A 26,377-nucleotide genomic window follows, 5' to 3' on the forward strand; every position below is an offset into this window, starting at 1 on the left:
GAGGCTTGGAAATGAGAAAACAATGATTTTTTATCATTGGTGTCCCAATAATCTTACGCTTTAACCAAAGCCTGGATTTTTACCGGACACCAATGATTACGAATTGCGAATTACGAATGTAGAAGCGGAGAGCTAAACGAAGATTAAAAGAGATACTTAATAGTTATCACCTTTAATCTTCGTTTAGCTCTCCGCTTCTACATTCGTAATTCGCAATTCGTAATTCGTAATTTTTGTTTAAATTTATAGTACCATTAACCCCAAAATAATCACATATGGTGTTGCTATTGCAGAAGCAACTGCGCTTGATGATTCCTTTATTATTGCTTTCGTTTGGCCTGGCGGCGCAGTCGCCGGCGGTAGCGCCGCGTTGCTGTGATGTACCGGAGTGTAAAACCCGAATTGAAGCACTGGCTGCGCAGATGCTGAAGGTGGTAAAATTGCTGGGTCCCTGCAATGATGATCCTACCATCAATCAGGATGCGCTGGCGCAGTTACAGGTGAAATTCCCTGCTGAGTACAATGAATTTGAGCCGGTGGTCAGAGAAATACTTGACATCAAAAGCGGTCGCCGGTACCGGAATGACCTCTGCTTTTCCAATGCATTGCCGGAAGAGCACCGGATAAATGTACTGAGCTGGCTGTCATATATGCAGAAGCAGCTGAACGGGCCTGCCGTATTCCCGTCGTCAGAGTTTTGCGGTGGCTGGCGGATGCGGTTTGAGCTGGGACAGGGCGCCGGCAGTATATTCCGCAAGGATATGGGATATATCGGCAGCGTACGCGGTTACCTGGCATATACATTTGCCCGTGAAAGAGGATGCGACGGGCGCCTTCGTTTGCTGGCCGGACCATCCGTCTTCTGGCAGAATAATGTTGCCTATATGCAGCTCAGCACACGTGCAGCCTACCGGGTAAAGAACCTGACCCCGAAGAAGCTGCCTGCCTACTTTGGTAATATCAATGTTTTCGGAGAATATACCACCACCTTCGGCGCATTTCACTACGCCGCCGCAGGGGGAGAAGTTGAACTGGGGCCTTTTGGGGTGAACCTGTCTGTACTGCATGACTTCAGAAGCAATCACCAGGGATTCCTCCTGGGATTCGTATTATTCAATAAATCCTTAAAGAAAAAACCATGAGAGTCCTGATCACCAGCGGAGGCGGCGCAAAGGGCGCTTTCAGTGTGGGAGCCCTGCAATACCTGCAACAGAATAACCTGGCTGACTTCGACTTTATCAGTGGTACCAGCACCGGCTCCCTGATTGCATGCATGACGGCAGCAGGCAGGATTGATGTGCTCACGGATGTATATCTCAATACCACCAATGCGGATATCCTCGATCCGCAGAACCTGCTGGACGGCCGTCCATATCTCTATGATACAGACCCGCTCCTGAAACAGATAGATACTCATCTTACGCCAGCAGCCTTTGATACAATCCTGCAGTGGCCAGGCACAGTATGCTATAATGCCGTATGTCTGCAGACAGGCAAGCTGACCGTGTTCTCTACCCGGCCGCTGGCGGCGGACAGGCACTACGACCAGCAGGTAATTAACAGCCGGCAGATGATGATTGACGGTATGCTGGGCAGCACCAACCAGGCCGTGTTCATGAAACCCGTTATTCCTCATCATGATCCCGGTATGCAGTATGTAGACGGTGGTAACCGGGAGGTGATCCCTACCCGTGTGGTCATCAACAACCTTTCCCGCAATGAGGATCATGAAATATATGTACTCAGTAACAACCCTACTGAACTCCTGCAGGTCAACAGAACATTCACCAATATACTGGATGTACTGATGCGGGCCATCTCCATCTTCATCCAGGAAGTCCGGGAAAATGACCTGAATGTGCTCTCCATGTATAAAAAGATTTCGCCCACCAACATCCGCATATTTTATATCTGCCCGGACCGGGAACTGGATACGGAGTTTCCGACCGGACTTAATTTTGAGTTCACAGAAATGGAAAAATGGATGCAGATGGGGGCACAGACAGCCAAGCAGGTTATTACTAATAATCCCAATGGTAACTTCAGCTGAAACTCCTGCCGGATAAGAGAAGTAGCAGACGGCAAATATTTGCGGGCACATACATGTGCATACTTTTTTTGGAATATTCAGGTTGCCTGCTGTACTTTTGAGATCTCAATACCTGACACACGTTACTATGCTGCTACTTGTTATCATCAACTCGCTGATTCTTTTATCACTTTCCCTGCTGCATTTTTACTGGGCCAACGGCGGTAAAGCCGGCACCAAAGCTGTACTTCCAGCCACGGAAGACGGACGCCAGTTACTATACCCTACGGTGACGGTTACACGGATAGTAGCCTCAGGGCTGCTGCTCTCCGCCTTCATCACATCTGCCAACATCGGTTGGCTGGGATACGCGCTGCCGACGTATCTTGCCGGCTGGGGCACTATTGTGGTGGGAACGGTGTTTTTTCTGCGGGCAATGGGTGAATTCAAGTATCTCGGTTTCTTCAAAACAGTAAAAGGTACCCGCTTCGCTATACAGGATACCCGTATTTACTCACCGCTTTGCCTTTTTTTAGCCGCCGGCGAAATTGCCATCGCCTGCTACTACAGCGGATGGGGGCTGATGAATTAATGAATGATCAGGATTCCTTTCTTTTTTTTTATGACCTGTGAAAACGGGGGTGACCTGTTGTGCCTGAAACAGGGTCAGCAATGAATAATTGTCTCTCAAAAAAAAATTCTTGCTGCAGCACTGCCGAATTTTTAATATACCCAACAATGGGTATAACCGTGTCCGTTAGTACTGTACAAATAATTGTATTTCAGATATGCATCCTGATGCAGCGGGTAATAATACGCTGTTATTATACCGCGGCCGGTAAAGGACGGCTGAAAGTTAGCAGCAGTAAGGGTTTTATGATACTAAAAAATAAATTACAAATACTATAGAATTAGTGGGATTTATATATATTTGATTCATTCTTTAACCCAAATCCAAAATCTAATCAATGAAACACACCAAAACCAATGTGAGGGCTTTCCTTGCCCTGTTGTTAACTGTTACGGTTATTGCAAGCTGTAAAAAAGAAGACCTCAAGACGAACCCTGTAGTACCAGAGAGCACAGCAGAGCAAGCTGTTGAAGATCACCTTACCATTACGCCTGAAAGGCAGAAAGTGATCGACTTTTTTAATCAGAATGCCAATGCCCGTGGCATTGCATCAGGCGCGGTAGCAGCTGCTACCTACCGTTCCTTCAACATCAATTACCAGGGTACTGTACCCAACGACATCAAAACGCTGGTAAACGGTGAAATAGATCAGCTCTATGCCACCAGCGCCAGCGCCACCACCAAATCCCGCATGACCGGCGCACGTATCAACGTTTACAACAGCCCCGGCAGCGGCGATCTGTTCTACACCAACGGTAACGTATATATCGTGAACTTCCAGGTGTACCGCAATGTGCACACTGCTCCCGGTAACGTCATCTTTCATGAATTGTTCCACTACCTCCACGATCGCTGGACTTCCGGTGGATTCAACAATTCAACAATCTATAATCTGTACAATAACATACGCCGGGCCGGCGTGTATCCTGCAGGTTCATATGTGCTGAGCAATCAGGCGGAATACTTCGCTGTAACTGCTGAAGCCAAATACTGCAGCACTAACCGTCCGCCGTATAATGCCTCTACAGTGGCATCTTCTGATCCAAACTGTAACAATTATCTGAACACCAATTTCTAATTGGCAGACAACTATTGACAACGGTTGCCCTATAGCAGCAGGGCAACCGTTTTTTTATGGGAGGACATTTGTCCCGCTGCAACACCACATGACGGTTATCTTTGCAGCAGATGCAACAGCATCGCCATGTCATATGAAAGTATTAATCACCGGCTCCGCCGGCCATCTGGGCGAAGGCCTGGCACGGACGCTGACAGCCACGCACACAGCATTTAACGGGATAGATATACTGCCTTCCGCATTTACCACACATGTAGGCGCCATCACAGACCCGGCGCTGGTAAGGCAGTGTATGCAGGGCGTTACAACCGTATACCATACCGCCACCCTGCATAAGCCGCATGTAGCCACACACCCGCAGCAGGCATTTATAGATACCAATATCTCAGGAACTTTACTACTGCTGCAGGAAGCGGTAGCCGCCGGCGTCTCACAGTTTATTTTCACCAGTACCACCAGCGTTTTCGGAGATGCCCTGGTGCCGCCTCCAGGCGCGCCTGCCGCCTGGATTACAGAAGAGGTAACTCCTGCACCCAAAAATATTTATGGCGTCACCAAAGCGGCTGCAGAAGATCTCTGTCAGCTGTATCACCGTAACTATGGTTTGCCCTGTCTGGTGTTACGCACTTCCCGCTTTTTTCCTGAAGCAGATGACCAGCAGCATATGAGAGATGCCTATGCAGATGACAATGCAAAAGCCAATGAATACCTGTTCCGCCGCGTGGATATTGAAGATGCCGTGAGCGCGCACCTGGTCGCCGCCACCCGCGCCGGGGATATAGGTTTCGGGAAGTATATCATCAGCGCCACCACGCCTTTTTCAGCGGCAGATCTGTCATTGCTGCGCAGCAATGCGCCGGAAGCGGTAAAGCAATATGTGCCCGGATACGAAGCATTATACATCGCCCGTGGGTGGCGTATGTTCGCGGACATAGACCGCGTATATGTGAATGAACGTGCCCGCCGCGAACTGGGCTGGCTGCCGAAATATGACTTCGCCACTATGCTGCAGCGCCTGCAGGAGGGCCAGGGTGTGAAAAGCCCGCTGGCAGAACAGATCGGTATGAAAGGATACCATGCGGAAACATTTGCTGAAGGGCCGTACCCGGTATAGTCTGCGGTTTTCATAAATCGCTTACCTTGCACACACAAAATAACATTGTCATGAAACCCCTTAACAACTTACTTTGTCTGGCAGTGTGCGGCCTGCTGATCAGCGCCTGCGCCACCACCGCCAGAACCGACCTGTTCTTCGGCAGAAATATTCCCGGCGGCGGCCATGTATCAGATACAGACTGGAAGACATTTACGGACAGCGTGATTACGCCCCGTTTCCCGGAAGGCTATACAGAATGGGATGCCACCGGCAAATGGCAGGACACGGATACGCGTCAGACCATCGCGGAGAGCACTAAGGTGGTCACCTTTATCGGGAAAAGAAGCGGCGCCCGCAACACCGCCCTGGAAGGCATCATCCAGGCTTATATCAGCCGTTTTAAACAGCAGGCCGTACTGCGCCTGGATGCAAAAACGAAGGTGAACTTTGTATCGGCAGCACCGGGGCATTAACCGGGACTGACAGGGGTATGCAGTCCGGGAATTATAGAATATCTTTGCACCAGCAGTATTCTATTACCCTCAAATATCGACCCCATGGACTACCCCAAAAGAATCATCAAAGCGGGAGAGGAGGACTCCGCTATTGTTAAAGCCATCCAGCACCGTTTAATCGAATTAGGTATCGGCGACCTGGAAGGTACCGGTGTATTCGGACCTGATACCACCGCCGCTGTCAAACAGTTTCAGGCCACGCACCGCGACCGCTTCAGCATACCGCTGGAGGTGGACGGAAAGGTAGGCAGCATCACCTGGGAGGTGCTGTTCAGCAACCCCGTACCCGGAAGAAATGAAGCCCCGTCAGGACTACTCACCAAAGCCATAGAAGTGGCCGCCAGCCAGATAGGCGTGATGGAAGTACCACCCGGCAGCAACCGTGGGCCGCAGGTAAATATTTACCTGGCCAGCACCAACACCGCCCCCGGTAACTTCTGGTGCGCTGCCTTTGTTTACTGGTGTTTTGAGCAGGCCGCAGAAAGACTGGGCACATCCAACCCGCTGGTGAAAACTGCCGGCGTACTGAAACACTGGAATGAAACCCAGGGCAGAAAAGTTACCCGGTCCAAAGCGACCAGCGATCCTTCCCTGATAGTGCCCGGCAGCATCTTCATCAAAGACCACGGCGGCGGCTTTGGTCATACCGGCATCGTCACCGCTGTTAACGGCGGCTTCATCGAAACAATTGAAGGCAACAGCAATCCCAATGGCAGCAGTAATGGGATCGGCGTTTTCCGGCTCTCCTTCCGGAAAATAAATTCTATCGAGAAAGGATTTATCATTTATTAATGCAAGAGAAAAACAGCACTGTCGGTTTTGTTCTATTTTTCGCCTGCTCCGCAGCTTAGTTTTGAGAAAAATTAAACAGGATGAAAGCAAACGAACATACCCAACAGACATTACAGACAGTGCTGGTACTGGGCGGCACCGGTAAAACCGGCCGCAGAATAGCACAACAGCTGACAGCCAAAGGATGGCCGGTACGCATCGCCTCCCGCTCCGCTTCCCCGTCTTTCGACTGGAATGACCAGGCCACCTGGGCAACCAACATGCAGGGCGTAGATGCCGTCTATATCAGCTATCAGCCTGATCTGGCAGTACCCGGCGCTACAGATACCATCCGTGCCCTCGTCAGCCTCGCAAAGGAAAACGGTGTCAGCAAACTGGTACTGCTGTCAGGCCGCGGAGAAAAAGAAGCCCAGGAATGCGAAGACATCATAAAGGCTGCCGGCCTCCGCTGGACCATCCTGCGTTGCGCCTGGTTCAACCAGAACTTCAGCGAAGGCTATCTGCTGGATCCGCTGCTGGCCGGCCATGTAGCCCTGCCTGCCGGCGACGTAAAAGAACCTTTTGTTGACGTGGAAGATATAGCAGACGTAGCCGTAGCCGCCCTGACCGAAACCGGCCACGATAGCCAGCTGTACGAACTGACAGGCCCCCGCCTCCTTTCCTTCCCGGAAGCAGTAGCCGAAATATCCCGCGCCACCGGTAAACCCATCGCGTACCAGCAGGTATCTCCTGCCGAATACAAGGACATGCTCTCAACATTCGGTATCCCCGACGACTACATCTGGCTCGTCAACTACCTCTTCTCCGAAGTCCTGGACGGCCGCAATGCCCACCTCAGCGACGGCGTACAACGCGCCCTCGGCAGGCCCGCACGGGAATTCTCATTGTACGCAGCGGAAGAAGCAGGGAAAGGAACATGGTGACATAGGAATAACGAACCCGTACCAATCAGGGATTAATTATGAATTAAGAATTATGAATGATGAGTTAAAGCGAAGATCGAATCGGACAACTAAAAATCATACGCTTCGATCTTCGCTTTAACTCATCATTCATAATTCTTAATTCATAATTCATAATTAATCCCGTTAGAGGGTTACGCCTTACTTCTCCGTCTTAGTAACGAGATATATGCCGGAAGCTATAAGCGGAAAGCGGAAACCGAAAAACCTGAAAACCTGAAAAACCATGTACACACTACGGAGTAGTTTTTTGATGGCGCTACTGCTAACGGGCGCCTTTTCCTGTACCAAATCAATGCAGCAGCAGGAGAGCGGGCGGGCGAAAATGCCTGCCGGAACTAAAGATGGCGTGCCTGTTGATTACCGCCAGGAGTTACGCACTTTTATCCAGGATATAAGCGCCTGGGCGCGTGGAAAGCAGCCGGGATTTATGGTAGTGGCACAGAATAGTTCGGAATTGCTCACCACCACCGGCGATACCAGCGATCCTGTGGTAACAGCCTATGTGAATGCACTGAATGGAGTAGGGCGGGAGGAGTTAGTGTATGGGTTCGAAAATCATGATGATGCACCTACACCCGCTGGTATCAAAAAGGAGTGGACTGCCTTCTGCAAAAAGGCGAAAAATGCCGGTCTGAAAGTACTGGTAACAGATTACTGTACAACGCCCGCTAAAGTAACGGCTTCCTACAATACCAGCAACAGTAACGGATTTATCTCTTTTGCCGCTTCCCACCGGCAGCTGGATAACATCCCGGCAGGCACGCCCTATCAGGAGCATGGGGGGAATGTCAGCACGCTGGCCGATGCCCGGAACTTCCTCTATCTCATCAATAACGGTGATGGCGATACGAAGTTTATTAACAGCCTGAAAGCCACCAATTATGATGTGCTGGTCATCGATGCCTTCTCTGAAGATGGTAAGACTGTCTGGTCCAAAGCCGTGGTGAACTCCCTGAAGGTGAAGAAGAACGGAGGCAAACGTCTCGTACTCGCTTATATGAGCATGGGACAGGCCGAACAATACCGCTGGTACTGGAAAGCGGAATGGAAAACGAATCCGCCGGCATGGCTGGAAAACCTCGACCCGGCATGGGATGGTAATTACTATGTCCGCTACTGGATGCCCGGCTGGAAAGAACTTATCTACGGTAACGCCAGCTCCTACACCCAGAAATTAATCGATGCCGGTTTCGATGGCACCTATCTGGATCCTGTAGACGCTTCCTCTTATTGGGAGGAGAAATAAACAGGTATTTACGGATTTTGGAATTTTTTGATTTTGGAATTTATAAATGCAGCGAAGATCGTAGCAAACAATTACGTTACGATCTTCGCTGCATTTATAAATTCCAAAATCAAAAAATTCCAAAATCCGTAAATACCTGTTTATTTTTGCCTGGATCTAAAATTGTGTCATATGGAAATAAATAAGGCTACTGAAAAGGATTTTGATGAGATAACAGCTGTATGGGAGGCTTCTGTAAGGGCTACGCATGATTTTTTGCCGGAGATGGAATTGCAGTATCTCAGGCCGTTGGTAAGAACGGAGTTTTTGCCTGTGGTGCAGGTATATCATATCAGGCAGGAACAGGATATTGTAGCATTCCTGGGAGTGCTGGAGGATAAGATAGAAATGTTGTTTGTACATCCTGCTGCCATGAAGAAGGGTTATGGCCGGCAGTTACTGCGCTTTGCCATTGATGACCTGCAGATGACCAAAGTGGATGTAAACGAACAAAACCCCAATGCCGTTGGCTTCTACCTGCATGCCGGCTTTAAATTGTTGTCCCGCTCCCCCCTGGATAGTATGGGCAAGCCCTTTCCCATTCTTCATCTGGGATTATAATATCTGTAAATAGTTTATAGTTCGATAGTTGTAACAGTTTCCCGCCCTGTATGTGATATTTTCAGCCCCTGTGCGAATAATGAAGCAAACAACCATCCGGAATGAATACAACTGATAAACAGGAACGTTTTCTGACCGTCCTCCAGGCACATAAAGGCATCATCTACAAAATAGCGAATGCCTATTGCCAGGAGGCGGAAAACAGGAAAGACCTGATCCAGGAAATAACGGTACAGCTGTGGAAGTCATTCGACCACTATGACAGCCGGTACAGGTATTCTACCTGGATTTATCGTATAGCGCTGAATACAGCGATCTCTTTTTTCAGGAAAGAGCGCAGGAGAAGGCATGCGGCAGAACTGCCGCCGGAAGATATACTGGAGTGGGCAGATACGGATGACCACCGGGAAACGGATGACCGCCTGCGGCAGCTGCAGCTGTTTATCGCGGAGCTGAAAGAAATGGATAAGGCGCTGCTGCTGCTTTACCTGGAAGAGAAAAGCCAGCGGGAGATCGCAGAAATTACCGGTTTGTCGGAAACCAACGTCTCCACCCGTATCAGCAGGATTAAGGGAATACTGAAACAGAAATTTTCAACTATAAAAAATTAATACCATGGAAAGTGCAGATATCTTAGCCCTCTGGAAGTCTTACAGCCTGCAGCTGGATACCAGCCTCGCACTCAACAGAAAAAATGCAGCAGACATCACGCGGCTAAAAGTACAGTCATTGCTGGCGGTGATGAAGCCGGTGAAAATCTTTACGCTGATTGCCGGCATACTCTGGGTAGCGTTCCTGGATATGCTGATCATATCGTTGTTCCAGGCTGCCAGCCCGTTTTTCCTGGTGTCGGCCATTATACAGGTATTGCTGACTAAACTGGCCATCGGCGTATATGTGTATCAGTTAGTGCTGATTCATCAGGCAGACCTGAGCGAGCCGGTGTTTGAAACGCAGCGGAAGCTGGCAGCGCTGCGTACCAGCACGCTGTGGGTAACGCGGTTACTGTTTTTGCAGCTGCCGGTATGGACAACTTTTTACCTGAACACTACCATGCTCACACGGGGGCCGCTGCTGCTGGTGATAATACAGGTACTCGTTACGCTGTTATTTACAGCTGCGGCTGTATGGCTGTTTGTCAATATCCGCTATGAGAACCGCAATAAGCGCTGGTTCCGGCTGTTGTTTGCCGGAAAGGAATGGGCGCCGGTAATAAAATCGATGGAGCTGTTAAGCCAGATAGAAGAGGAGCGTGATTAGTTTAATGATGAGCTGGAGGGAAGGGTTATTCACCGGGAATGATGGCGGTGGTCAGCGGTGCATAAAACTTCCAGCCCAGCGTAGTATAAAGGGCACGACCTGCGGCGGTGGCTACCAGTATGCCTTTGCTGCCGCCTTTTGCAAAACCGGTCTGTTGCAGTGTATACATCACGAGGGTGGCCAGTCCGCGCCGGCGATGATCGGGATGCGTTTCAATGCGGTCGTAAATGATGTAATCATCTACCAGGGCGATACGGCCAGCCGCCGCCGTTGTACCATCTGCCGCCAGAATTCGTACAAGCGGTACCGTTATCTCATCCTGTATGTCTACTGTATAACCATCGGGCAGAACGGGCGCCACGCCGGTCATCGGCACAGGACAAACCATCATATGGCCAGGCTCCTGTATCACCCAGCGTGAAGGCAGCCATGCACGGGCTTCTTCCGGATCATCCAGTACTTTCAGATGAATAAATGGTTCGTGAATGGTGGCCGCAAGGGCTTTATAACCATCCGATAAATGCGGAAATACATAACGGGCAAGTTGTGCCGGCCAGCCTACTGTTACATGGGAGCCATCATAAACACTGACAGGAGGAGCTACTTCGCGGGATATGGCCCAGCCTTTAACCCAGGTGGCTACAAGCAAGGGATCTGCATGGTACGGTGAAGACATGCCTCAAAGGTAACTATTCCGGTGTTTACGTGCCAGCCATCCATATTTTATTTTTATTAAAAAGGCATTCTTTGTCCCCTGACAGGATCTGTGAAATGACCGCTGGTAATTTCTTCCTTCACCGGCGCCAACCTACCTTCCGGCCATACATTCCTGTTGTTCATCCTTTTTATGTGAGCGGCAATGATTACCTGATGGTTTTTATCTATCTTGATAGATGAAATCACCTATGGATTGCAATCATATCTACCAATTTTTGTTATGAGAAGACTATTATTGTTTGTATTTGTTTGTGTATGCACACCCGGTATTGCCCAACAGTTCTATTTTCCTCCGGCCTATTATGCAGATAATCAGTTGCTGGAAAAACATATGCCTCTCCTGGCAGGGCAGCTGGCCGATGTTTATAAGGATGACAACCGGCAGGAATATTATGATAACCTGTTCAGGTACCAGATTGCTGCCGGCAGATTCACGGCGGCAGGCGCTTCCATCGATTCGCTGCGCAGCCTGGTAACCGGTCCGGATACCATCCGGCGCAAGGGAATCGCCTTCGCCTGGCAAACCTTTCTGGATGCCAACAGCCTGGTGGTCAGCCGCGACTGGTCCTTCACCGATGCCTACCGGCGCGCCTTTGCCAACCTGTATAACGGACTGCCGTCCAGCCTCACCGGCAACGTTGCCTCCTGGATGGAAGCAGACCTCTCCGCCCTGAAAAAAGAACAGGACCAGAGCCTGCAACAGCTGAAAGGACGGGATGTAATCAGTATTGCGCAGGCCAGCCGTATATGCCGTGCCTATGCCGCCTATAAGGTGTTTAACCGCATCCTCCCGCCAGGCATGACTTCCCTGGCAGAACAGGACGACCGCCACTTTATTATAGACAGCGTATCCATCAAAACACAGGACGGCGCTGATATATCCGCTACCATTGTCAGAAGGAAGGATGTGACCACCCCGCTGCCCGCCATCCTGATCTTTAATATTTATACCGGCCCGGTAGACAAGACCAGGGCCAAAGATGCCGCGATCCACGGTTATGTGGGCATCGTTGCCAATACCCGCGGTAAAAACCGGAGTCAGCAGGCAATTGAGCCTTTTGAACACGACGGCGCAGACATTTATGAGGTGATAGACTGGATAAGTAAACAATCCTGGAACAATGGCAAAGTAGGTATGTACGGCGGCAGCTACCTGGGCTTCGCCCAATGGTCCGCTACCAAAAGGCTGCATCCTGCTTTAAAGACCATCGTGCCGCAGGTAGCAGTAGGTATCGGCGTAGACTATCCCCTGTTCAACAACGTATTCATGAGTTATATGCTGCAATGGTTGCATATGGTCACCAACTCCAGGCAAACGGATAATGCAGAGTTTAACAACTTCCCGCACTGGGAAGCCACCAATATGAAATGGTACGCCAGCGGGAAAGCCTTCCGGGCGCTCGATACCATAGAAGGCAGACCGCATGCTATTTTCCAGCGGTGGCTGCAGCACCCCGGACAGGATGCCTACTGGCAGCATATGGTGCCCTATAAGGAAGATTTCTCCCGTATTAACATCCCTATCCTCACTACTACCGGTTATTATGACGACGACCAGCTGGGCGCCATGTATTACTATCAGCAGCATCATCAGTATAATAAGAAGGCGGAACATTATCTCCTCATCGGGCCATATGATCATCCCGGCGCACAAAGCATCGCTGCCGGCAAACTGCCCAATTATGAGATCGATCCGGCGGCACGTATCAACATCCTGGACCTGACCTACGCCTGGTTTGACTATATAATGAAAGACAGCAGCAAACCCGCACTGCTGAAAGATAAAGTCAATTATGAGGTAATGGGCGCCAATGAATGGAGACATGCCCCGTCGCTCCGGGAAATTAACAATGATACCCTCACCCTGTATCTTAGTAATACCCGCAGCAGCCAGCATTATCTCCTGAGCGCCGCCAGACCTTCCACCGGAGAATTCATCCGTCAGGAAGTAGACCTGGCCGACAGAAGCGATACCACCAACCGCTACGACTACAGCAATGTGGTGGATAATGTCATCAATGTTAAAGACGCCCTTTCCTTTGTTTCCAAACCATTTGAACAACCGGTAGTCATCACCGGGTCCTGGTTCGGTGAACTGGATGCCGTTATCAACAAAAAAGATATGGACATCAGCATATCCCTCTACGAACGTACTGCCGACGGAAAATATTTCAAGCTCAATGATTATGTAGGCCGCGCCAGCTATGCCAAAGACCGCAGCAGGCGTACCCTCCTGCAGCCAGGCAGACAGGAAAGAATACCTGTCCGCAATACCTTCTTCACCAGCAAAAAAATCAGTAAAGGCAGTCAGCTGGTAGCCGTTGTGGGCATCAATAAAAGCCCCAGATGGCAAATCAACTACGGCACCGGTAAGGATGTCAGCACCGAAGATATACGCGATGCCGGTGTACCGCTGCAGATAAAATGGTTCAGCAGCAGTTATATGAAAATACCGGTGAGGAAATAGAAGGAGTATTTACGGATTTTGGAATTTTTTGATTTTGGAATTGATAAATGCAGCAAAGATTTTCGCAAATGTCTTTGCTGCATTTATCAATTCCAAAATCAAAAAATTCCAAAATCCGTAAATGTTTTATTTAGTTTTGCCGCATGAAACATATCGATTGTGTAGGACTCATTGTAGTAGAGAACAGGGAATTACTGCTGGCATTCAGTAAAAATAAACAGGCATGGTATCTTCCGGGCGGTAAGGTAGATGCCGGGGAAAGCCCGCTGGAAGCAATACAGCGGGAAGTTATGGAAGAACTGAGTTTGGAGCTTTCTGCAGACCAGCTGCAATGGTATTATCATATTACAGCTCCTGCTTTCGGTGAAACGGACCTGCGGATGGAGCAGGATTGTTTTTTATGCCGGCTGCATGAAGCGCCGCAGCCGACTGCCGAGATAGCAGCAGTACGTTTTTTCAGCCGTGAATCTTACAGCCGGGAAGCCCATCAGGTGAAAGGTGTATTGCTGGCTTTTGAAAGATTGTACCTTGACGGGCTGGTGGATTAAGTCGTATTATCGTTAGGTTTCCTTATAATTTTTTTGATTTTTGTGAAGATTATATTTACTTTCACGTCGCATTTAGCTATGTATCGTCGTGTTACCAGTTATTGATGAAGATTGGTGAGCTATCCTTGAAAACTAAATAACCATTATGGATAAACCCTGAAGCCATTGCTTACCCCTTAGCAATACATTTTCATGCTTTCTGATGAACATATACTGACGGCCTCACGGCCGTAGCAGTTGTTCGTCGCCTGATAAGTTTATATCCTGCAGGTATAAATTCCTTTATTTTTTTTTATTCACCCTCAAAAGAATCATTTATGGGCATTATTGTTTTTTATGAAGGCAACAATGGTACACAGAACATTGTGCAAACCGTAGAAGATACGCCGGGACAGAACTTCCGCCCGGTTAAGAACGACGAAATCCGTTCCATGAAACTGTATGGCGTCAGAGCCGGATGTGTAATCACGGTATATGATTCCCCGGATGGCTCCACCAGCGATGACTTCAGTATCATAAATGTGAAGCGTATCAGTCCTGAATACACTGTGGCCACATTCGAGCGAAGTTATGAAGATGAATATGTAGTTGTTTCCTTTATCAGGAACAACGGCCTGGACGGCAAAATTTCCCGGATAAAAATAAATTAGAAAAACCGTACTGCGGAAACCATGCTTGCAGTAATTTTTATGCTATGGGTAACAATGACGGTCTGCAGATAAAAGGCAGGCCGTCATATCCATTCTCTTTCAGTACAAAATTAACTTTATGGGAATAATCATATTCCGTGAATCGGAAGAAAAAAAGATCATTACAGATGATGACCCGAAGGATATTCGTCCTGTTATCGCCATTGGTACAGTTGAACTCTATAATGTAAGGCCTGGCTGCCAGATTTTTATATTGGATTCTTCTGATGGTTCTCTGACAGACGATTTTACCCTTATCGCCGTCAAGAAACTTTCTCCGCAATACATTGTACATTCACTGGAAAGAACTTACGAAGACGATACCGTGATTGTTACCTACCTTCGTAACAACGGCATGAATAAGCCGGGTTATGTGAAAATCAAGTAAGACCATTTATTTATTTGAGATTTGGTTATTTGAGATTTTGTATCCAATTTTTGTTTCCCTTGTACCGCTAAGTACAAGGAGAATAAAGATTGGATACAAAATCTCAAATAACCAAATCTCAAATTAATAAATGGTCTTACATCAGAATATTGTTAATCGCGGGAATCGGCAGCGGTAGTTCTTTTTCGCCGAGTATTTCGCGGAGATCTATTTCGATGGTGCGGCTCATGGAAGTGATGGGGATATCGTTGGCGCTGCCTTCGAAAGGGTTTTCGGTGGCTTCGCCTACCTGTTCCAGCGCCAGGAATACCCAGCCGGTCAGTGCGCTGAAGGGGATGGTTAACCAGATGCCCATATCGCCCATTTTGGCAAATTCATTAATCATACCGAAGGGGAGTAATATTACCAGGAGGCGGATGAAAAACAGGTTGATGCTGGCATATTGCCGGGGATAGGGGAAATTTTTGATGCGCTCGCTCTTGCCCTGATGTTCGTAGAGTTCTTTCAGCACGTTTTCCATTTCTACATAGGAAAGATCTGAAAGATGCTGTTGCTCATTGAGCTGGCGGAGGTGGGCAGACTGCAGCGCAATGATTTGTGTGGCGCGGTTCTTTTTCTCCAGCAGCTCCGGCAGTTCGGTGGCAGGAATGAATGGTTTCAGTTCATCGGGCAGGTTGTTTTCCCATTCCTGCACCTTGTAATTACTTTGATATTCCCGGTTGTACCGGTTCGATTTAATAGTTTCCCAGGGTCTTGATTCCCGCAGTTGAAAACGCAGGGCTGTAAGCCATCCGATGTGGCGGTAAACCAGCTCGCGATGCAGCCGCTGTTCGGTCGCCTTATCCGGATGCCGGATAAAATCCTTCACCATAATACCCCAGGTTCTGCTGCTGTTAACGATGCTGCCCCATATTTGCCTGGCTTCCCACATCCTGTTGTATGTCTGCGTATTCCTGAAGCCTGCAATAAATGCTGCTGCCGTACCAATGAGCGCTACCGGCACCCAGGGAACTGCTACCCATTTGCAATCGAAAAAATAATACAACGTAGTAGGAATACAGGCTATAAGTACCAGCCAGTATATGTTTCCCCGTGTCCAGACTAAAAACTCCCGGATTTTGTAGTGATTTCCTATATGCATAGTGATATGATATAGGCAGAAGTTAAAAAATATTCCGGGATTTTCTGATTTTTTGATGGGGGAATTTTAAATGCAGCGAAAACAATTGTATATCTCCGCTGCATTTAAAATTCCCCTCATCAAAAAATTCCCCGATCCGTAAATATTTACATCAGTTCGTGTGCGATGCGCCCCAGTTCTTTCAGCGCCTGCTGTACACGCCGGTTCCATGCGTGGTTGCAGCTGATACGTATGTAATTGCGGTAATCTCCGCTATTGGAGAATAGTGGTCCCGGTGCTATGTCGATATGTTTTGCCAGCGCTTCCTGTTGCAACCGGAATGCGTTGATACTTGCCGGCAGTTCAACCCAGAGTACAAGTCCGCCCTGCGGGCGGCTGATGCGTGTGCCTGCGGGAAAATGCGTTGCTATTGCCTGCGTGGTGAGCAGTACCAGTTTGTGTAATGTTACACGCAGCTTGCGGAGGTGACGGTCATAGGCGCCGGTAGATAACAGTTCCAGCATTGACAGCTGCACGATGCTGGTGGTAGCTATATTGGTGACGGCCTTGAGTTTACTGACCTGTTCCGTAAACCTGCCCGGCGCGCACCATCCGATGCGGTAACCCGGCGCCACGGTCTTGGAAAAGGAGGAGCAGAGCATTACCCAGCCGTTGGTATCATAGCTTTTGATATTCGTGGGCCTTTGTGTATCAAAATGCAGATCTCCGTAGATATCATCATCAATCACCGGTATCTTCTGCCGGTTGGCAAAGCGGGCGATCGCCTCTTTTTTATCCTCCTGCAGTTGTACACCGTTGGGGTTATTGAAATTGGAAATCAGTACACAGGCAGCTACAGGGAATTTACTGCAGATGTGCGCCAGCTGTGCGGTATCGATGCCGGCAGCTGAATCACAGGGTAGCTCAATGATGTTGAGCTTTAACTGTTCCAGTCCCTGTAACACGCCAAAATAAGAGGGCGTAGCCACTACTACCGTATCGCCGGCTTGTGTTACAGCGCGGAGGCAGAGGTGGATGGCTTCCAGTGCGCCGTTGGTGATGATGATATCGTCGGCAGACAACTGGCTGTTCCAGCGGAAGGACCGCCTGGCAATTTCCTGGCGCAGTAAAGGATGCCCCGCTGCTGTTTCGTATTGCAGGTGCATGCCGGTGAGGTCCCGCGATGCCTGCTGCAGGCTTCTCCGGATGGCATTGAAGGGCAGTAGGGACGTATCCGGTGTGGCGCCGAAGAAGGAGATGAAAGCAGTATTGCCGGGGGCCGGAAAGGTTGCCTTGCGTAATGTTTTACTGACGGTAATTTCCCGGATACCGGATACCGTTGAAACACCCTGCGGTAAAGGATGCTGTGCCACCGATTTGCGTAATACCACATATCCTGATTTTTCCCTGCCGGCTATCAGCCCTTTGTCTGCCAGCAAGGTAAAGGCTTTCAGCGCAGTGCCTATGCTCACCTGGTACTGTTCATGCACTGTGCGCAGGGAAGGCAGCTTGTCGCCCACCGGATACGTGTTGTTGTTAATCAGCCGTTCCAGCTTGCCGGCAATGGAAATATACTGAAAGGTATTCATCTGTTACCGTTAAATATTCAGTTTTTGTATCTGTTACAGTTGGGTAAAGGTAGCTAGTTTTGTTGTATCAAACCGATAGCACAATGGAGATTATGAACAGCACCCACGAAGATATGGACGCCATCTTTCAGCTGTACGAAGCCGGTACGGCCTATATGAAGCAGGTGGCGCGGAAACACTGGCAGGGTTTCGACCGGAACATGGTAGCCAGAGAAATCACTGAAGGCCGGCAGTGGAAAATACTGGTAGACGGCGTAGTAGCCTGTGTGTTTGTGACCACCTTTCATGATCCGCTGATATGGCAGGAGAAGGATAAGGACCCGGCAATATACCTGCACCGGATAGCCACCCATCCGGCTTTCCGCGGGCAAGGCATGGTCAGGCACATTGCCGCATGGGCTGCTACCCATGCACGGAAGCATAACAAACAATACATCCGTATGGATACCGGCAGCGGTAATGATAAACTCAACCAATATTATATCAGCTGCGGGTTTACGTATCTGGGGATTGTAGCCACGCCGGATACGCCGGAGCTGCCGGCGCACTACCGGAACGGATCTTCCAGCCTGTTTGAAATAAAACTGCCGCCTGCAGCTGTCACCAGCTGATAACGGACTTACCATAGCTGTCAAAATGCAGTACGTAAAAATCCGGATACGGATAAACGATGACGTGCGGAGATACGTGTGGGGAGGGACAGCCAATAAAAAAAGCCTTGCAGTGTTGGATCTGCAAGGCTTTTCAGTGATATGACGATCATTATTTCGCGGGAGTAATCACGATCTTCCTGAATTCGATCGGGCCGTGATCGCCCTGGATATAGATAGGACCGGGTGCTCCTTCGTTACTGTCCAGCGCGCCGCCGGTAATACCGGGGATTTCCTGGTTGCTGATAACCGTTTTACCATTTACGACAATGGTCACCATTCTGCCAGTCAGGGTAATATCGTACGACTGCCACTTGTCTGGTCCCAGCGCTGCAATCTCGCTGGGAGCAAGGAAACCGTACACGCCGCTGAATAATACGCTGGACGGATGGGTATCCGGGCTGCTGTCTTCTATCTGCACTTCATGACGGCCTCTCAGGTAAACGCCGCTGTTGCTGCCTTTCTGATACCTGAATTCCACATGCAGTTTGAAATCAGTGAATTGCTGATCGGAGATGAGGTTAGCGCCGGAACGCGGGCTGGTAAGGATACCGTCTTTCACGATCCATTGGTTTTCGCCTGCAGCTTTCCAGCCAGACAGGTCTTTGCCGTTGAACAGGTTCACCGCCTTGCCCCATACCGGTGCCGTAGTTCTTTTCAGCCAGGGCGCTCTCACGCCTTTCCAGCTGAAGGTTTTACCCTCGCTGGTTACCAGTGTACCCTGTATACTGTTATCTGATACCGTACCTTCTACCTTTAAATACTGACTGCCGTTTTCCCACTGCGGAGGGATGGAGAAGCTGAACTTCCCGTTGTCAACAATAACTTCAGACACCGGGCGCGCACTGCCGGAAGGGCCTACAAAATAGCCTACCAGCGTACGGTAGCCGGACAGCTTTACTTCCAGCCATGCCGGCGACGTTTTGCCATTCTCATCAATGGTAATATCCCAGCGGCCAATAAGCGCCTGCTGGTCTGCAACTGTTTTTACATGGGCTTCCGGAAATCTGTGAGCCGCTGATACCACCATTCCAGACAGCAACATACCAATACCCAGCACGAGGAATTTTTTATACATAGCAACAAATTTTTAGCATCGGCCAAGATAATAATAAAACTATAGAATTACGAATTACGAATTGCGAATTACGAATGTAAGCCCGAAGATTAAACCGAAGATTAAGGGGGGATGCTTAATTCTTATTCCATTTAATCTTCGGTTTAATCTTCGGGCTTACATTCGTAATTCGCAATTCGTAATTCGTAATTAAAATTAATTAATAGTTATCACTCCCCATTCTCTCCCTGTATAGTGTATATTAACATGAAAAATATATATTTTTGAAAAAGTGAACAATGGATGTGCTGCTGATGCGGACAATTAATAAGGGGGGACGTTACTGCCTGTGAAGATAATGTGTAGATATACTAAACCCGTTCCCCTCGGTTACTGGCTCCTGTATTTCCCAACCCAAACCATCCTATAACAATGAAAAAAAGTCTGAAAGGAGTTTCCTTGTCTGTACTGGCGGTAGCATTTACGGCCGGTTGTACTAAAAACATGCAGCAGGATCTGCAGCAGCTGCGTAACGATCAGCTGAAAGCCGGAGTGGCAGCGGCAGTAGCCATTGATACGGCTACCATTACCCTGAACTGGGGTACCACCTATCAGCGGCTGGAAGGCTTCGGCGCCTTTGCAGGAAGAGCTACGCCATTCTTTGAATCGGCCAGGCGCGACAGTATCATGAAACAACTCTGGGGTGCTGACGGGCTGCAGCTCAACATGATCCGCGGAGAAATCATGCATACCTATCCGTTTAACAAGGCTACCGGAGTGGTGACTATTAAGCCGGCAGGTACTGATATTGACCTGGATGCGGGCAGCGCCGCCTATCAGGCGCTCACCGTTGATCAGAAGGCGCAGCTGGCACAGCTCTGGATACTGAAAAAAGTGAAGGAACGCTATCAGACGCCGGTGATGTTTGCCAGTGCCTGGACACCGCCGCTGTATATGAAGACCAACCCTAACAGCGAAAGCGGCAAGAACTTTAACGGCCTTAACTACAATTGCTGCTCCTCCGATTTCGCCAACTACATCGCAGGGTTTGTGAAGGCATACCAGCAGGAAGGCATTGGCTTTTATGGCGTATCGCCGAGCAATGAGCCGGAAAATGTTTTCTCTGACTGGCCGGCATCTTACTGGACCGCCGGGCACCTGGGAGAATTCATCAACAATAACCTGCGTCCTGCACTGAATGCACAGGGGCTGAACACCACCAGGATTATCTCCTCCGAGAACGCTGCCTGGGGGACCGCCAACAGCTTCCTGTCCGGCATGAACAAAAATAATGTAGACATTCTCGCTGGCCACGGCTATGTGGAAATAGGCGATCTGATAATGGGTAAGAGAGGACTGAATCAGAATCCTAAAACCTGGAACTATGCCACCGGCAACCGCCCCGTGTGGATGACCGAAGCATCTGATGATGCCGGCGTATACGATAACACCATGACCGGAGGGCTGAAGCTGGCAGTGAACATGCACAAGTTCCTGGCAGAGTGTAACGTGAACGCCTATATTTACTGGCTGGGGATGCTGGCTATCCGCAATAACGAATCACTGATATGCACCAACGGAGATGGTTCTCTGGATTATCCCAAGACCTACGATGTAATGGGGCAGTACTCCCGCTATGTGAAAGCCGGTTATTACCGTTTCCAGTCAAACCTGGCGAACAACTCCACGCTGAAAGTCTCTGCCTGGAAAGATCCGGCTACCGGCAAATTCAGTGTGGTAGTGGTGAACCCCGGTACCAGCGAAACGCATTGCCGCCTGAACCTGAGCGGATTTGCCACGGCAGGCTTATCATCCTTCCTGACGGCAGACAATACCAGTACTCACTGGCAGCAGGGAGCTGCCCTGCAGCCACAGGGTAATGGCAGCTTTGTATTAAATGTGCCGCCTTCCAGCGTAATCACTTTTACCGGAACGGCTAACTGATAAACGAGAGATGATGTATCCGGGATCAGCGTTTTCGCTGGTCCCTTTTTGTTTCCGGAAGGGCTGTAAATAACAAACCCGCCATGGAGGCGGGTTTGTGTAGCATTGGGTCATATGCCCGTATTACTGACGGGTTAAGTTATATTCAGCTCCGGAAGTAGAAGGCGTCTGCATGCTGCCATCGTGCATCTGGATGGTTTTGTCGTCCACCACAGAGAAGGTAGTGCCTCTGTCAGCCAGGTTTTTATACTCCAGGTATACTTCTTTTGTATCTCCGTTAAATTTCCATTTACCATCAGTTTTCATTTCATGTTCAGGCTTACCATCTTTGGACAGGTATGCTTCCGTCATGTTGAAGGTAGAATCTGCGTTTAAGGTAATGGTTACATCCCTTTTGGCTGCGCCTCCGGGAATAGTTCCTTTAAAGGAACCAGCGGCGAAAACCGCTGCAGCTACCGGTTCTCCGGGAGTGGTAACAGTAGTGGCGGAATCCGTATTGGCCGGTTGTGTACCGGAATTACAGGAAATAATTGCAGTGGTTGCTACAAATACAGCAGCACAGATAATGACTTTTTTCATGTAGGCTCGTTTTGTGATGAATATAGTTTTTGTAAACAGGTTATCGGAATGTAACAGTTATACTGGTGAGATTGTTTGCTGAAATCGTGCCGGAAATTGCAGACAGGAAATTTAGTAATTTTAATATAAACAATCATCATATGACACAACAGAACAAAATACGTATATGTGTAGCCGGAGCTACAGGTTGGGCAGCTTCTGCACTGTGCAAAGCTATTGTAAAAACCCCGGATATAGAACTGGTAGCAGCTATTTCCCGTTCCAACGCCGGAAAAAATCTGTCAGAAGTACTATCGCTCGATACTGAAAAAAACATTCCCATCTTCGCCACTGTGGAAGAAGCCCTACAGGTTCCCAGCGACGTTTTCTTCGAGTATACTTCTCCCGTTATCGCTAAACATCACATCCTGTCTGCCCTCCGCGCGCAGCGCCAGGTGATTGTAGGCACTTCCGGTCTGACCGATGAAGACTATGCCTCCATTGAAGCCGCCGCCCATGACAGTGGCAGGGGAGTGCTGGCCGTCGGTAATTTTGCTATCAGCGTGGTACTGCTCAACAGATTCGCTGAAATGGCCGCCCGCTACATGCCTCATTGGGAAATCATCGATTATGCCAGCGACAAAAAAGTAGACAGCCCCAGTGGCAGTACCCTGGAGCTGGTCAGCCGGCTGGCCAAAGTAGGACAGCCCATCACTACCATCCCTATCCAGGATACCAAAGGCTACCCGGAAACCAGGGGAGCAGCCATCAACCATACACAGGTACATTCGGTCAGACTACCAGGTTACATTGTTTCCCTGGAAGCCATTTTTGGTATGGAAAGCGAAAAACTCATATTACGGCATGAAGCCGGCTCCAGTGCCGAACCATATGTAAACGGTGCACTGCTGGCCATCCGGAAGGTACAGCTGGTGAAAGGGTTTAGGAGAGGGTTGGATAGTGTTATGGATTAGATTAATTGCGAATTACGAATTGCGAATTACGAATGTAGAAGCGAAGAGTTAAACGTAGACTAAGGAGGATATTTTTAAGTTATCACCTTAAATCTATGTTTAGCTCTTCGCTTCTACATTCGTAATTCGTAATTCGCAATTCGTATTTTTTTTCAAAAAAACTGTAACATTCTCCCTTCTCTTCCTACTAATACTGTAAATCTTAAGAAAATGAAAATATACCAGGTAACATCCAGCGGCAAACAATACAGTTTATCAGCCAATGAAGAGGTGCAGGGGCAGATTTCCTATCCTACATGGTATTCCTACAGGGCGGTGATTACGACGGCAAATGGTACGTGGAATGTGAAAACAGAAGGTTTCTGGGGGCAGAAGCTGCTGATGGAAAAGGATAACGGGGTGGTGGCAGATGCCCGCATTAACTGGAATGCCCAGGTGGTGATTACCTTCGGCAGCCGGGAATATCTGTTGAAAGTAAAGCGGTTCCTTGATTTTTCTTTTGTAGTGCTGAATGAAAAGAAGGAAGTGGTGATGAATATACGCTCACAATATAAGTGGACCGGCTGCCACGTGAACTATCAGCTGGAAACCGAAGCAGATTTCCTTCCGGAAGAATTACTCTTCCTGGCACATAACTGTAATATGCTGCTGGCTATGAATGGCGATGCCACTGCTTCCGTGGCGGCTACTATTTAACGGTTATTGAAAGTGTGCTTTCACTGCCGCGTTGAACAGCGGAATGGCGGGATTGTTTTTATCCAGCCACGCTGCTTTCCATACTCTCTTTCTGAGCGGGGAGCGCAACGGCAAAGTAACGATGTCCTTTTGCTTCAGGTAGGGGGCGATGACCCAGGTAGCAAAGATGCCTACGCCCATACCGGCGCTGATCATTTCCACGATGGCTTCGGTGAGCTGCAGCCGGGTGATGGATGCAGGCTTAACCTCCCGGAAAAATTCCTGTGCGAAGTGATTGCTGGTAGTGCTGACCTGTACATCGTAGGCGAATAAATTTTCCGTGGCGAAATCCGCTGCTGTCAGCGTTTTTTTAGTATGTACAAAGGGATGATCCCGATGCAGTACGGCTACCAGGTTGTCTGTAAACAGCGGTGTAGTGCGGATGGCCGGATGTTCCGGCGATTCGGAAATGATGGCTACGTCCAGTTCCCCGTTCAGCAGGTATTGCAGCGGTTTTTGAGTGGCGGCCGCCACGATCGATATCTCTGTTGTTGCTGCACGCGCTTTCAGGCGTGTAATAATCTCCGGCAGCCAATGGTAGCAAGTGTAGCATTCGGTGCTGATCCGCAGGGTGTTCAGATGCCCTTTTTTATAGGCGAGCAGGTCTTCGTGTAGCCTTGACAGTTGCGGGAGTATACCTGCGGCGGTTTCCATCATACGCCTGCCGGCATGTGTGAGCAACAGCTTTTTATTCACCCTTTCAAATATCTGCAGTCCGGTACGGTATTCCAGGTCTTTCAGCTGATGACTGAGCGCCGACTGGGTCAGAAAGAGGCTGTCTGCCGCCCTGGTAAGGGTTCCCTGTTCTACGATGCGTTGTACCAGCAGCAGGTCGTTGCTTGTTATCATTAGTTTTTTTAATCGAAAATAGGAAAACTATTCATTTTTCTCATGATGTGGGAGTATCTACTTTTGATATAAAATAATACATCATGGAAACAGCCGTAAAATTTTTCACGGAGCAATCAGCAGATGAAGCCGTTGCACTGGCTAAAGAAAGCAGACAGCCGCTATTAATTGACTACTGGGCCACCAACTGCAAGGGCTGCGCCAAAATGGATGCCGTCACCTATGAGGATGCTGCCGTACGCGCCTACCTGGAGCAACACTACGTTGTACTGAAATGTCACGTCAGCAATATCCCGAAGGCTTTTGCCGATACCTTCCTGACCACCGCCATGCTCTGGTCGCCCTCCCTGTTCATCTATGCGCCGGGTGGCCCTATCCTGCGCACTATTATCGGATATGCGGCGCCTCATTATTTTATGACAGAACTTTCCCTGGGAAAAGCCGCCCTCCTGATACGCAACAGGAAATACCAGGAAGCCATCGACCTGCTCACCACCCTTCCCTACGCCGCCGAATATCCAGCCCTGCACCAGGAAGCCCTGTATTGGTGCGGCGTAGCCGCCTACTTTGCCGGCCCGCGCACCTTTGACCCGATACTGCCCTATTGGGGAGAGCTGCGGAAAACCTATCCGGAGTCAGTATGGGCAGAGAAAGCGGACTTATTTCCGGGAGTAATCTGATTTTGGAATTTTGTGATTTTGGAATTTTCAGATTTAAAATGCAGCAGAGATTTTCGCGAAAATTTCCGCTGCATTTTAAATCTGAAAATTCCAAAATCACAAAATTCCAAAATCCATAAATATGGTTTCCCCGGTGAACTAAATAATTCCATCGGCTGTTTACGCAGTCAGATACCTGACTTATGCGTTGCTGCTGTTATTTTTTATGGCTGACAGCCATTTTGTTTTATTCCTGCACTGTGGGCAGGGTGAATGGTTTGCGGGTGGCTACCTTGCAGGAGAGTTATTGCAGCCCGCCGGCGTATATACGTATCAGTAAGGCGGGAGTTACAGGTAGTACACCCGAAGTGCTGGAGAAGAATAAAGTGTTGCGGCCTTATTTTTCGGATCAGAGCATATTGATTTTGCATGCGCTGGATTTAACGGCGGATATGTACAGGCAGGTGGCTGCAGGAAAAGATACGCTGATGGCGGATCGTGTGGAGATGACAGTTACCGGTAGTAAAATCCACAGCCGGATATTGATGGCGTTGTCAGAGATCAATGCGGCCGCGGCAGAACTGGATTGCGAAGGGGAGCGGACCGATCAGATAGCCGCCTATATTGATAATATTAATTCATCGCGGAATAACAGGCTGGTGGTGGCTTCAATAGCATTGGGTGCAGTGGCGGCCATTGCCGGCGCGCTGATTGAAAATGACGGGCTGAATAAAGGAGTTGCTATCGGCGCAGGTGTTGCCGGGGCCGGACTTGGTTTATCTACGCTTAACCCCAAAGGGAAGTCGGTCAGTTTTTATCATCGCCGGAACCTCCTGCGCGATGTATGGCGGCAGGAGGTGAGCGGAGATTTTACGCCATTTGTGGCGTATATGCTGACGGAGAAAAAATTCAGTAACAGTGGCACTTCCTCTCTGTTGCTCAACCTGAAAAACAGATGGGTGGCCTATCAGTTTAACGGGAGTGAGCAGGACGGGAATAAGTCTGTTATTTTCAGTGACGGGGGCCGGTATACCGCTGCCGACCTGCACGCCAGGTCTGCCATGATTAATCAGTTACAGGCAGTGATAAGGTCCGTTAACCAGCAGATAAATTATCTGCTGGTGGAGATGAACGGACAGTGATGTTGTTATTTATTTATTTATTTATTTATTTGAGATTTGTTGGATGAGGTGTGCCTGTAATAATGTACAGTGGGTTGCC

At 49.0% G+C, this 26,377-nt stretch carries 28 protein-coding genes; 22 read left to right on the forward strand and 6 right to left on the reverse strand.

Annotation, left to right across the window (positions count from 1 at the left end; all coding sequences use genetic code 11):
- Positions 1-275: 275 nt before the first annotated feature.
- From GWG06_RS26720 to GWG06_RS26775, 12 genes are all read left to right on the forward strand, one after another.
- Positions 276-1,142, forward strand: coding sequence for a hypothetical protein (locus GWG06_RS26720; RefSeq protein WP_160717396.1), 867 nt, complete (start codon positions 276-278; stop codon positions 1,140-1,142).
- Positions 1,139-2,050 (forward strand): patatin-like phospholipase family protein, encoded by a 912-nt coding sequence (locus GWG06_RS26725; RefSeq protein ID WP_127036325.1) that lies wholly within the window; start codon positions 1,139-1,141, stop codon positions 2,048-2,050. The genes GWG06_RS26720 and GWG06_RS26725 overlap by 4 nt, the downstream gene beginning before the upstream one ends.
- A gap of 127 nt (positions 2,051-2,177) precedes the next feature.
- Positions 2,178-2,621 carry a DUF3995 domain-containing protein gene (locus GWG06_RS26730; protein WP_160717398.1) on the forward strand — a complete coding sequence of 148 codons (444 nt, stop codon included), beginning with the start codon at positions 2,178-2,180 and terminating at the stop codon, positions 2,619-2,621.
- Positions 2,622-2,997: 376 nt separating this feature from the next.
- Complete coding sequence (locus GWG06_RS26735; protein WP_127036321.1) at positions 2,998-3,738, forward strand: type 2 periplasmic-binding domain-containing protein; 741 nt, start codon at positions 2,998-3,000, stop codon at positions 3,736-3,738.
- Between the two features lie 133 nt (positions 3,739-3,871).
- Positions 3,872-4,852 (forward strand): NAD-dependent epimerase/dehydratase family protein, encoded by a 981-nt coding sequence (locus tag GWG06_RS26740; protein WP_160717400.1) that lies wholly within the window; start codon positions 3,872-3,874, stop codon positions 4,850-4,852.
- 50 nt (positions 4,853-4,902) lie between these two features.
- Positions 4,903-5,307 (forward strand): DUF3574 domain-containing protein, encoded by a 405-nt coding sequence (locus tag GWG06_RS26745; protein ID WP_160717402.1) that lies wholly within the window; start codon positions 4,903-4,905, stop codon positions 5,305-5,307.
- Between the two features lie 84 nt (positions 5,308-5,391).
- Positions 5,392-6,141 carry a CHAP domain-containing protein gene (locus GWG06_RS26750; protein ID WP_160717404.1) on the forward strand — a complete coding sequence of 250 codons (750 nt, stop codon included), beginning with the start codon at positions 5,392-5,394 and terminating at the stop codon, positions 6,139-6,141.
- Positions 6,142-6,221: 80 nt separating this feature from the next.
- Positions 6,222-7,064, forward strand: a complete 843-nt coding sequence (locus GWG06_RS26755) for an NmrA family NAD(P)-binding protein (RefSeq protein WP_160717406.1) — start codon at positions 6,222-6,224, stop codon at positions 7,062-7,064.
- Positions 7,065-7,329: 265 nt separating this feature from the next.
- Positions 7,330-8,352, forward strand: a complete 1,023-nt coding sequence (locus tag GWG06_RS26760) for an endo alpha-1,4 polygalactosaminidase (protein ID WP_160717408.1) — start codon at positions 7,330-7,332, stop codon at positions 8,350-8,352.
- 171 nt (positions 8,353-8,523) lie between these two features.
- Positions 8,524-8,952 carry a GNAT family N-acetyltransferase gene (locus GWG06_RS26765; RefSeq protein WP_160717410.1) on the forward strand — a complete coding sequence of 143 codons (429 nt, stop codon included), beginning with the start codon at positions 8,524-8,526 and terminating at the stop codon, positions 8,950-8,952.
- A gap of 101 nt (positions 8,953-9,053) precedes the next feature.
- Positions 9,054-9,563: an RNA polymerase sigma factor gene (locus GWG06_RS26770; protein ID WP_160717412.1), complete on the forward strand. Its 510-nt coding sequence runs from the start codon at positions 9,054-9,056 to the stop codon at positions 9,561-9,563.
- Positions 9,564-9,567: 4 nt separating this feature from the next.
- Positions 9,568-10,212 (forward strand): hypothetical protein, encoded by a 645-nt coding sequence (locus GWG06_RS26775; RefSeq protein ID WP_160717414.1) that lies wholly within the window; start codon positions 9,568-9,570, stop codon positions 10,210-10,212.
- Between the two features lie 25 nt (positions 10,213-10,237).
- On the opposite strand, the gene GWG06_RS26780 is transcribed toward GWG06_RS26775, so the two are convergent.
- Positions 10,238-10,888, reverse strand: a complete 651-nt coding sequence (locus tag GWG06_RS26780) for a GNAT family N-acetyltransferase (protein ID WP_160717416.1) — start codon at positions 10,886-10,888, stop codon at positions 10,238-10,240.
- Positions 10,889-11,149: 261 nt separating this feature from the next.
- Here GWG06_RS26780 and GWG06_RS26785 point away from each other — a divergent pair, with 261 nt between their 5' ends.
- From GWG06_RS26785 to GWG06_RS26800, 4 genes are all read left to right on the forward strand, one after another.
- Positions 11,150-13,396, forward strand: a complete 2,247-nt coding sequence (locus GWG06_RS26785; protein WP_160717418.1) for a CocE/NonD family hydrolase — start codon at positions 11,150-11,152, stop codon at positions 13,394-13,396.
- Between the two features lie 143 nt (positions 13,397-13,539).
- Positions 13,540-13,944: an NUDIX hydrolase gene (locus GWG06_RS26790; protein WP_127036300.1), complete on the forward strand. Its 405-nt coding sequence runs from the start codon at positions 13,540-13,542 to the stop codon at positions 13,942-13,944.
- A 317-nt stretch (positions 13,945-14,261) separates the two neighbouring features.
- Positions 14,262-14,594, forward strand: coding sequence for a hypothetical protein (locus GWG06_RS26795; RefSeq protein WP_127036298.1), 333 nt, complete (start codon positions 14,262-14,264; stop codon positions 14,592-14,594).
- A gap of 118 nt (positions 14,595-14,712) precedes the next feature.
- On the forward strand, positions 14,713-15,021 hold the full coding sequence (locus GWG06_RS26800) for a hypothetical protein (RefSeq protein ID WP_160717420.1): 309 nt from the start codon (positions 14,713-14,715) through the stop codon (positions 15,019-15,021).
- A 136-nt stretch (positions 15,022-15,157) separates the two neighbouring features.
- Here GWG06_RS26800 and GWG06_RS26805 read toward each other — a convergent pair whose 3' ends face one another.
- Positions 15,158-16,162: a bestrophin family protein gene (locus GWG06_RS26805; RefSeq protein WP_127036294.1), complete on the reverse strand. Its 1,005-nt coding sequence runs from the start codon at positions 16,160-16,162 to the stop codon at positions 15,158-15,160.
- 146 nt (positions 16,163-16,308) lie between these two features.
- Positions 16,309-17,730, reverse strand: a complete 1,422-nt coding sequence (locus GWG06_RS26810; RefSeq protein ID WP_160717422.1) for an aminotransferase-like domain-containing protein — start codon at positions 17,728-17,730, stop codon at positions 16,309-16,311.
- 83 nt (positions 17,731-17,813) lie between these two features.
- On the opposite strand from GWG06_RS26810, the gene GWG06_RS26815 reads away from it, so the two are divergent.
- Complete coding sequence (locus tag GWG06_RS26815; RefSeq protein ID WP_127036290.1) at positions 17,814-18,341, forward strand: GNAT family N-acetyltransferase; 528 nt, start codon at positions 17,814-17,816, stop codon at positions 18,339-18,341.
- A gap of 151 nt (positions 18,342-18,492) precedes the next feature.
- On the opposite strand, the gene GWG06_RS26820 is transcribed toward GWG06_RS26815, so the two are convergent.
- A complete protein-coding gene (locus GWG06_RS26820) occupies positions 18,493-19,458 on the reverse strand; it encodes a 3-keto-disaccharide hydrolase (RefSeq protein ID WP_160717424.1) in 966 nt (321 codons plus the stop codon).
- A 411-nt stretch (positions 19,459-19,869) separates the two neighbouring features.
- Here GWG06_RS26820 and GWG06_RS26825 point away from each other — a divergent pair, with 411 nt between their 5' ends.
- Positions 19,870-21,381: a glycoside hydrolase gene (locus GWG06_RS26825; protein ID WP_202183132.1), complete on the forward strand. Its 1,512-nt coding sequence runs from the start codon at positions 19,870-19,872 to the stop codon at positions 21,379-21,381.
- Positions 21,382-21,504: 123 nt separating this feature from the next.
- On the opposite strand, the gene GWG06_RS26830 is transcribed toward GWG06_RS26825, so the two are convergent.
- Complete coding sequence (locus tag GWG06_RS26830; RefSeq protein WP_160717426.1) at positions 21,505-21,960, reverse strand: copper resistance protein NlpE N-terminal domain-containing protein; 456 nt, start codon at positions 21,958-21,960, stop codon at positions 21,505-21,507.
- Positions 21,961-22,100: 140 nt separating this feature from the next.
- Between GWG06_RS26830 and dapB the strand changes: the two genes are divergently transcribed.
- Positions 22,101-22,913, forward strand: coding sequence for a 4-hydroxy-tetrahydrodipicolinate reductase (gene dapB / locus GWG06_RS26835; RefSeq protein ID WP_160717428.1), 813 nt, complete (start codon positions 22,101-22,103; stop codon positions 22,911-22,913).
- A gap of 210 nt (positions 22,914-23,123) precedes the next feature.
- Entirely contained in the window at positions 23,124-23,609 is a 486-nt protein-coding gene (locus GWG06_RS26840; RefSeq protein ID WP_127039076.1) for a hypothetical protein, read from the forward strand.
- Positions 23,610-23,612: 3 nt separating this feature from the next.
- On the opposite strand, the gene GWG06_RS26845 is transcribed toward GWG06_RS26840, so the two are convergent.
- Positions 23,613-24,497, reverse strand: coding sequence for a LysR family transcriptional regulator (locus tag GWG06_RS26845; RefSeq protein ID WP_160717430.1), 885 nt, complete (start codon positions 24,495-24,497; stop codon positions 23,613-23,615).
- A gap of 83 nt (positions 24,498-24,580) precedes the next feature.
- Here GWG06_RS26845 and GWG06_RS26850 point away from each other — a divergent pair, with 83 nt between their 5' ends.
- Positions 24,581-25,177 carry a thioredoxin family protein gene (locus GWG06_RS26850; RefSeq protein WP_160717432.1) on the forward strand — a complete coding sequence of 199 codons (597 nt, stop codon included), beginning with the start codon at positions 24,581-24,583 and terminating at the stop codon, positions 25,175-25,177.
- 182 nt (positions 25,178-25,359) lie between these two features.
- Entirely contained in the window at positions 25,360-26,298 is a 939-nt protein-coding gene (locus tag GWG06_RS26855; protein WP_160717434.1) for a hypothetical protein, read from the forward strand.
- Positions 26,299-26,377 lie beyond the last annotated feature (79 nt).

The organism is Chitinophaga solisilvae (assembly GCF_009928525.1).
In the GTDB taxonomy this organism is placed as follows: Bacteria; Bacteroidota; Bacteroidia; order Chitinophagales; family Chitinophagaceae; genus Chitinophaga; species Chitinophaga solisilvae.

Excerpts from the sequence above, each read along its gene's own strand:
- GWG06_RS26720 (WP_160717396.1), top strand. The coding sequence starts at position 276 with ATGGTGTTGCTATTGCAGAAGCAACTGCGCTTGATGATTCCTTTATTA.
- GWG06_RS26745 (WP_160717402.1), top strand. The coding sequence starts at position 4,903 with ATGAAACCCCTTAACAACTTACTTTGTCTGGCAGTGTGCGGCCTGCTG.
- GWG06_RS26790 (WP_127036300.1), top strand. The coding sequence starts at position 13,540 with ATGAAACATATCGATTGTGTAGGACTCATTGTAGTAGAGAACAGGGAA.
- GWG06_RS26840 (WP_127039076.1), top strand. The coding sequence starts at position 23,124 with ATGAAAATATACCAGGTAACATCCAGCGGCAAACAATACAGTTTATCA.
- GWG06_RS26755 (WP_160717406.1), top strand. The coding sequence starts at position 6,222 with ATGAAAGCAAACGAACATACCCAACAGACATTACAGACAGTGCTGGTA.
- GWG06_RS26805 (WP_127036294.1), bottom strand. The coding sequence starts at position 16,162 with ATGCATATAGGAAATCACTACAAAATCCGGGAGTTTTTAGTCTGGACA.
- GWG06_RS26810 (WP_160717422.1), bottom strand. The coding sequence starts at position 17,730 with ATGAATACCTTTCAGTATATTTCCATTGCCGGCAAGCTGGAACGGCTG.
- GWG06_RS26815 (WP_127036290.1), top strand. The coding sequence starts at position 17,814 with ATGGAGATTATGAACAGCACCCACGAAGATATGGACGCCATCTTTCAG.
- GWG06_RS26760 (WP_160717408.1), top strand. The coding sequence starts at position 7,330 with ATGTACACACTACGGAGTAGTTTTTTGATGGCGCTACTGCTAACGGGC.
- GWG06_RS26765 (WP_160717410.1), top strand. The coding sequence starts at position 8,524 with ATGGAAATAAATAAGGCTACTGAAAAGGATTTTGATGAGATAACAGCT.
- GWG06_RS26775 (WP_160717414.1), top strand. The coding sequence starts at position 9,568 with ATGGAAAGTGCAGATATCTTAGCCCTCTGGAAGTCTTACAGCCTGCAG.
- GWG06_RS26780 (WP_160717416.1), bottom strand. The coding sequence starts at position 10,888 with ATGTCTTCACCGTACCATGCAGATCCCTTGCTTGTAGCCACCTGGGTT.
- dapB (WP_160717428.1), top strand. The coding sequence starts at position 22,101 with ATGACACAACAGAACAAAATACGTATATGTGTAGCCGGAGCTACAGGT.
- GWG06_RS26855 (WP_160717434.1), top strand. The coding sequence starts at position 25,360 with ATGCGTTGCTGCTGTTATTTTTTATGGCTGACAGCCATTTTGTTTTAT.
- GWG06_RS26820 (WP_160717424.1), bottom strand. The coding sequence starts at position 19,458 with ATGTATAAAAAATTCCTCGTGCTGGGTATTGGTATGTTGCTGTCTGGA.
- GWG06_RS26845 (WP_160717430.1), bottom strand. The coding sequence starts at position 24,497 with ATGATAACAAGCAACGACCTGCTGCTGGTACAACGCATCGTAGAACAG.
- GWG06_RS26825 (WP_202183132.1), top strand. The coding sequence starts at position 19,870 with ATGAAAAAAAGTCTGAAAGGAGTTTCCTTGTCTGTACTGGCGGTAGCA.
- GWG06_RS26785 (WP_160717418.1), top strand. The coding sequence starts at position 11,150 with ATGAGAAGACTATTATTGTTTGTATTTGTTTGTGTATGCACACCCGGT.
- GWG06_RS26850 (WP_160717432.1), top strand. The coding sequence starts at position 24,581 with ATGGAAACAGCCGTAAAATTTTTCACGGAGCAATCAGCAGATGAAGCC.
- GWG06_RS26800 (WP_160717420.1), top strand. The coding sequence starts at position 14,713 with ATGGGAATAATCATATTCCGTGAATCGGAAGAAAAAAAGATCATTACA.
- GWG06_RS26725 (WP_127036325.1), top strand. The coding sequence starts at position 1,139 with ATGAGAGTCCTGATCACCAGCGGAGGCGGCGCAAAGGGCGCTTTCAGT.
- GWG06_RS26730 (WP_160717398.1), top strand. The coding sequence starts at position 2,178 with ATGCTGCTACTTGTTATCATCAACTCGCTGATTCTTTTATCACTTTCC.
- GWG06_RS26740 (WP_160717400.1), top strand. The coding sequence starts at position 3,872 with ATGAAAGTATTAATCACCGGCTCCGCCGGCCATCTGGGCGAAGGCCTG.
- GWG06_RS26735 (WP_127036321.1), top strand. The coding sequence starts at position 2,998 with ATGAAACACACCAAAACCAATGTGAGGGCTTTCCTTGCCCTGTTGTTA.
- GWG06_RS26770 (WP_160717412.1), top strand. The coding sequence starts at position 9,054 with ATGAATACAACTGATAAACAGGAACGTTTTCTGACCGTCCTCCAGGCA.
- GWG06_RS26750 (WP_160717404.1), top strand. The coding sequence starts at position 5,392 with ATGGACTACCCCAAAAGAATCATCAAAGCGGGAGAGGAGGACTCCGCT.
- GWG06_RS26795 (WP_127036298.1), top strand. The coding sequence starts at position 14,262 with ATGGGCATTATTGTTTTTTATGAAGGCAACAATGGTACACAGAACATT.
- GWG06_RS26830 (WP_160717426.1), bottom strand. The coding sequence starts at position 21,960 with ATGAAAAAAGTCATTATCTGTGCTGCTGTATTTGTAGCAACCACTGCA.